This window comes from Gluconobacter japonicus (genome assembly GCF_015244665.1).
Classification (GTDB): domain Bacteria; phylum Pseudomonadota; class Alphaproteobacteria; order Acetobacterales; family Acetobacteraceae; genus Gluconobacter; species Gluconobacter japonicus.
The window spans coordinates 1-4,749 of the sequence record NZ_JABCQN010000017.1 but is presented as its reverse complement, the minus strand read 5'-3'; the positions used below and the strand labels follow the sequence as shown (position 1 = coordinate 4,749).

General features: G+C 51.1%; 4 protein-coding genes and 1 pseudogene. 3 read left to right on the top strand and 2 right to left on the bottom strand.

Annotated elements, in window-relative coordinates; genetic code table 11:
* A pseudogene (locus HKD32_RS15055) lies at positions 1-333 on the bottom strand (cation:proton antiporter); the annotation flags it as partial.
* Between the two features lie 203 nt (positions 334-536).
* Positions 537-1,451, bottom strand: coding sequence for an SDR family oxidoreductase (locus HKD32_RS15050; RefSeq protein ID WP_061928482.1), 915 nt, complete (start codon positions 1,449-1,451; stop codon positions 537-539).
* Between the two features lie 222 nt (positions 1,452-1,673).
* Between HKD32_RS15050 and HKD32_RS15045 the strand changes: the two genes are divergently transcribed.
* The 3 genes from HKD32_RS15045 (at position 1,674) to HKD32_RS15035 (ending at position 4,508) form a co-directional block, all read left to right on the top strand.
* Positions 1,674-2,570, top strand: coding sequence for an AraC family transcriptional regulator (locus tag HKD32_RS15045; RefSeq protein WP_061928484.1), 897 nt, complete (start codon positions 1,674-1,676; stop codon positions 2,568-2,570).
* Between the two features lie 349 nt (positions 2,571-2,919).
* A complete protein-coding gene (locus HKD32_RS15040) occupies positions 2,920-3,366 on the top strand; it encodes a hypothetical protein (RefSeq protein ID WP_156471950.1) in 447 nt (148 codons plus the stop codon).
* Positions 3,339-4,508 carry a hypothetical protein gene (locus HKD32_RS15035; RefSeq protein WP_061928488.1) on the top strand — a complete coding sequence of 390 codons (1,170 nt, stop codon included), beginning with the start codon at positions 3,339-3,341 and terminating at the stop codon, positions 4,506-4,508. Before HKD32_RS15040 ends, HKD32_RS15035 begins: the two co-directional genes overlap by 28 nt.
* Positions 4,509-4,749 lie beyond the last annotated feature (241 nt).

The following is a 4,749-nucleotide window of genomic DNA, read 5'->3' as shown; positions in this document are numbered from 1 at the left end:
CAGAATGGTTCCCAGAATGGAGAGGGCTGTCACAGACATCAGCTTTTCCCTCAGATGTCCGACATTGACCTGCATGGCACCGGCAAACAGGAGAAGCGACAACGCGCCATTTAGAAGTGCCGCAGGGAGATTGATGGCTCCAAGCAGCGATCGTAGAAAAGCCTGAAGGTCGCAGGCCGGAAGCAACAGGTTCAGGATCATGAACACAAGCGACGTCAGCAACGAGAAAATCAGAACACCAATCGTGACAGGAATACGCAGTGTGTGATGGTTGAGAATGCTGAAGCCTGCCGAGAGGGTCAGGAGTAGAGCAAGGAGGCTGATGGTATCCATACCGTCACCGCTGGACACTCCCGGACCTTACGTCAAGGAAAACCGGTAATGTCCGCTATCGGGAAAGCATGACAGGTCTTGGAACGGCGGAGATGAGCACGAAAGCAGCCTGTCTGCTTGTCACGCGCTAAGCGGACTTACCGCTTCCGCCTACATAGCTGTCGCCCCACGCGGGTATGTAGGCCTGCCGAAAGCCGACATTCTTACCCGAATTGCATACGGGTAAACTGTTCGGAGATATCCCACAGGCGGGCAGCATCCTGCCGGTCGAGTGCGGCGGGAGGTATTTTGGCAGCGGTGGGATACCCCCGTGTCTCGCTCAGCCTGTCGGGGCCATAATAGCAGCCGCCCTTTGCCTCCGATGACGTCGCGGCGAAAAGTGTCGGTAGTGCGCCCTGGGCGGCCGGCTGGAAGAGAAACCACAACATCCGCCGCGCAAGGCCCAATATACTCGAAGCCCCAGCTCCGTTCGGAAGCAGATCGGTACGCGAGATGCCAGGATGGGCTGCGATACTGGTGATCCCCCAGTTTCCCGCGCCGCTGCGACGCTGAAGTTCCAACGCAAACATCAGGCAAGCCAGCTTGGACTGGCTATAGACCGGCATCGGCTTATAACTATGTGCGGCCTGAAGATCGTCAAACGCGATCTGACCGTCATGCGCGGCAATACTGGAGAGTGTTACAACGCGCGGATGGTTCCCCTTTCGAAGCAGGGGCAGCAAATGCGCGGTGAGTGCGAAATGTCCAAGATAATTGGTTCCGAACTGCAGTTCGAAGCTATCCGAGGTCACTTTGCGTGTGGGTGGCATCATCACGCCAGCATTGTTGATAAGCACGTCGAGATGGTCGTGTTGGCTACGCAGACGTTCGCCAAACGCGGCAATTGACGCCAGATCAGCCAGATCAAGAGCTTCAAAGCTGATGGCGGCCTTGGGAGTGTCCCTTTTGATCCGGGCAACAGCTTCCGCGCCTTTGCCCGGGTTTCGTCCGGCGAGAATGACCGTTGCTCCGGCGCGCGCGAGTGCCAGCGCATCTTCAAACCCGAGGCCGCCTGTCCCGGTTACGACGAATGAGCGGTCATGTAGGTCTGGAATGTTTGACGTCGTCCATTTGCTCATGTCCGGTTCCTGTACAGGTAAGAAATTCCCTTATTGGGAAGTGATGGTCGATAATCCGATGACGCTCGCCATGGATCTCGACAGGTGCTCGATAGTTAGCTGTACCTATCGGGAGGACGAATGCCCGAACTGCCAAATTTCTTGCCCGATCCTGCAATGGTCTGGCTCAGGCCATGCGCAGGGTGTAGATTGGAGCCGTTGGAATTTGGGCCGGAGCAAGGCATGTCTTCATCTCTCGCCAGAGCTGTAACCTGCTATCTGGACGCGCAGGGTTGTGGCGCGAATGGGCTTTGCACGACGTCGTTCGACGGTCTGAATATCATCAGACTGAGCGAAAAGACGCCGCCGAGTGGCATGGTCTACAAACCGTCGCTCTGCATCACCCTTCAGGGCGCGAAGGCGGTAGAGTTTGGTGATGCCATTTTCGAGTATGGGGCGATGGCGTTCCTGCTGGTCAGCATTGAAATACCAGCTCTTGGTCGTGTGACGAAGGCGAGCCCTGAATGTCCCTATATCGGAATCACCCTCGATCTGGACGCAGGGATCCTGCGTGAGGTCATGTCGGAACTCGCTCAGCCGCCTGTTCCGTCGAATGATCAGGGTATCGGGGTCTTCGTCGCCGACCTGTCTGAATATCTGGCGGATTGCATCCGACGACTTGTACGACTGCTCGATAATCCTGCTGCACTCCCGATCCTCTGGCCGGGGATCATGCGGGAAATCTGTTTCTGGCTGTTAACAGGGCCTCATGCGGGCGAGATCTGTAAACTCGTCCTGCCCGACAGTCACATGCAACGGGTTGCAGAGGCCATTCATCTGCTGCGCGCCAACTTTACGAAGCCGGTAAGGATTGAGCATCTTGCCGCTGCGGCGGGCATGAGCCTCTCGTCTTTCCATCAGCATTTCAAGACACTGACGTCTATGACACCGCTCCAGTATCAAAAACAGTTGCGTCTGCTTGAAGCACGCCGCCTCATGGTGTCAGAGGACGTCAGCGTCTCAAACGCCGCGTTTGAAGTCGGTTATGAAAGCCCGTCGCAGTTCAGTCGGGACTATGTTCGCAGGTTCGGGACCGCACCCAAACGCGACGTGATGGAACTTCGGTCCTTTATCATCTGATCATGCAGGGCCCGTGTGTAAGGCGCTGTCCATCGGGTGGATTTAGCAGACAGGCGGTAGTCGCCTCATGTCGGTCATTAAATCAGTCGAACTGATTTTCACATAGCAGACATAGTCGATTTTAGAGCCACGCTATATAATATGATAGGCAGCGGAATTTCCCATTTTGGGGGTTGATCAAGGCAAACCATTCATATTTGGTAAGGCAACTACATGTAGCCTAAAACAGTCACTTTGAGGCCTCGGTTGCTTATCTTTAGTTTCAAGTTAAGAATACTGACACTTAGTGTTGAAATCGATGATAATAAGAAGATAAAAAATATCTCAGACATATAATGGGCAGGATTAGATGAACTTCTTACGCAGTGAAAGTGATGGGATCGTTTTTGGTTACACACGTCGTCAGAGCAACACCCCCATCGGTGGTTTGAGCTATAAATCAATGAACTACCATCGACATTCTGGATACAAACGAGGCAAGACTATATGGAGTTCTGACTTTCCGGTTAGCCAAGAGCCTATCGCGTTTGATGAGAGCGACTTTGCTCAATGGATGGATGGCGCCGGCAATCTTTGGTGGACCAGTAACGGAGCAGCTACAAAAGTCGGAGCTAATGGAGAACGCCTGGCGTTCTTCCCTCAATGCTCCAACCGCCCAGGTCCCTGGCATGGATATCCAGTCTCGCCGAAAGACGATGAAAATTATGAGATTCCTGAACAGCTAATCAGAGAGTGGGAGACTAAGAATATTATCGATGATCTCATCGCATGCCGTATGCGAAAGGGGAAGATATGATTGGAAAACGTCTAGTTCTGCATGGAACATTCATCGAGGCATATTTATATTTTGATTTTCTATGGTTGTTTGCCAGTGACGGTAGCGTGAGAGCGTTCGACATCGCTGCGTTTTGTAATGAGTGTTTGAATGGGGAAGCGGCAGCCGCGAGAGCGTTATTTTCGGATAATCGTCTAATCCAGACAGGGAACGACGAGTTATATTCGCAAGTCACACGTCTTCGCAAAATAGGTGGGAGATATGATGTGTCTCCTACTGATATCGATAGATTTTCTTATATTTTCGAGCGTGAGCTGGAATTTCGTAGCTTACTAGATGTGAAATTTTACTATGGATGTGCATATGTCGGAACCGATGCTAGCACTGTTCAACTTACTGTTGCGAGCCAAGGCTCGTCGCGGGAAAAGCGCGGCTCAATAGCGAGGAGTGGACTTAATAATCGAAAGCTTTCCGATCTTCCGGCACGAGCGTTCCATTGCCGCTTTGGTGCTATTGGGGCAGCATGCGGACCTGCAGGTGGTTTAATCGGATTTGGAGCGGATTTAGAAGACCGAGTTAGCGAGTTTCAGCTCAAACTGTTTACTCAAAGCTCTTATGGGGTCGCTCTTAATGGTCCAGTAATAACAAATCTCTCCCGTCGCAATCAAGTGCAGATTTTTGATGCGACCCTAGAAGACGAAAGCTCAACCAAAGAAATAGATAGTGAATTTTCTCACCTTGATGAAAAATACAGTTTGACTAATATTTCGAAAAATCCGAGTGAAGAAATAAGCAATAAAATAAATGGCTTTTCTGAAAAAGATAGTATCGAGGGGATGTTTCTTTTTAACAAAACCATCTGGAAATTTGATGCAGAAGGTTACTGTTGTCGTGTTAAATTGATGGGAGACGGGTTTAATCTCGGCCCTATTGAATTGACCCCATCCCGCCAAGCTCCACCCGGACGGGTCTTATCCATGTCTAGCATGTTGGGAGGGGTGATAGCTGAGACTGATGACGCCGTTTTTATACAGCAATCTGGACAATGGAAATCTCTCATAGAGGAGCCTGTATATTCAACTCGCGGATATCAGAATTCAAAGCGCTATCAACGAGTTGCGACTGCAGTCACTCGAGATCGCGTTGAGATAATCGTAATATGAATTATCGTTGCAAGCTTCACACCCGGTCGGTTTTATAATCGCTAATTGCCGCTGTGTATGTATATGATTTGTGTCTGCATTTAGGGAGGGGCAATCTCAACAATGTAGAGATCAACGAAATATCTGAATTTGTTTAGTCCCGGGATTTGATGGGGTATTAATTTCACGCGAGTGGAAGGAAGCCTTATGGGACAGATACGTCATGGCAGCGCCACGACCACGCACGCCGTGCGAGCAGCAC

Bases quoted from the DNA above. Each gene is read 5' to 3' on its own strand.
- HKD32_RS15050 (WP_061928482.1), bottom strand. From the start codon at position 1,451: ATGAGCAAATGGACGACGTCAAACATTCCAGACCTACATGACCGCTCA.
- HKD32_RS15045 (WP_061928484.1), top strand. From the start codon at position 1,674: ATGTCTTCATCTCTCGCCAGAGCTGTAACCTGCTATCTGGACGCGCAG.
- HKD32_RS15040 (WP_156471950.1), top strand. From the start codon at position 2,920: ATGAACTTCTTACGCAGTGAAAGTGATGGGATCGTTTTTGGTTACACA.
- HKD32_RS15035 (WP_061928488.1), top strand. From the start codon at position 3,339: ATGCCGTATGCGAAAGGGGAAGATATGATTGGAAAACGTCTAGTTCTG.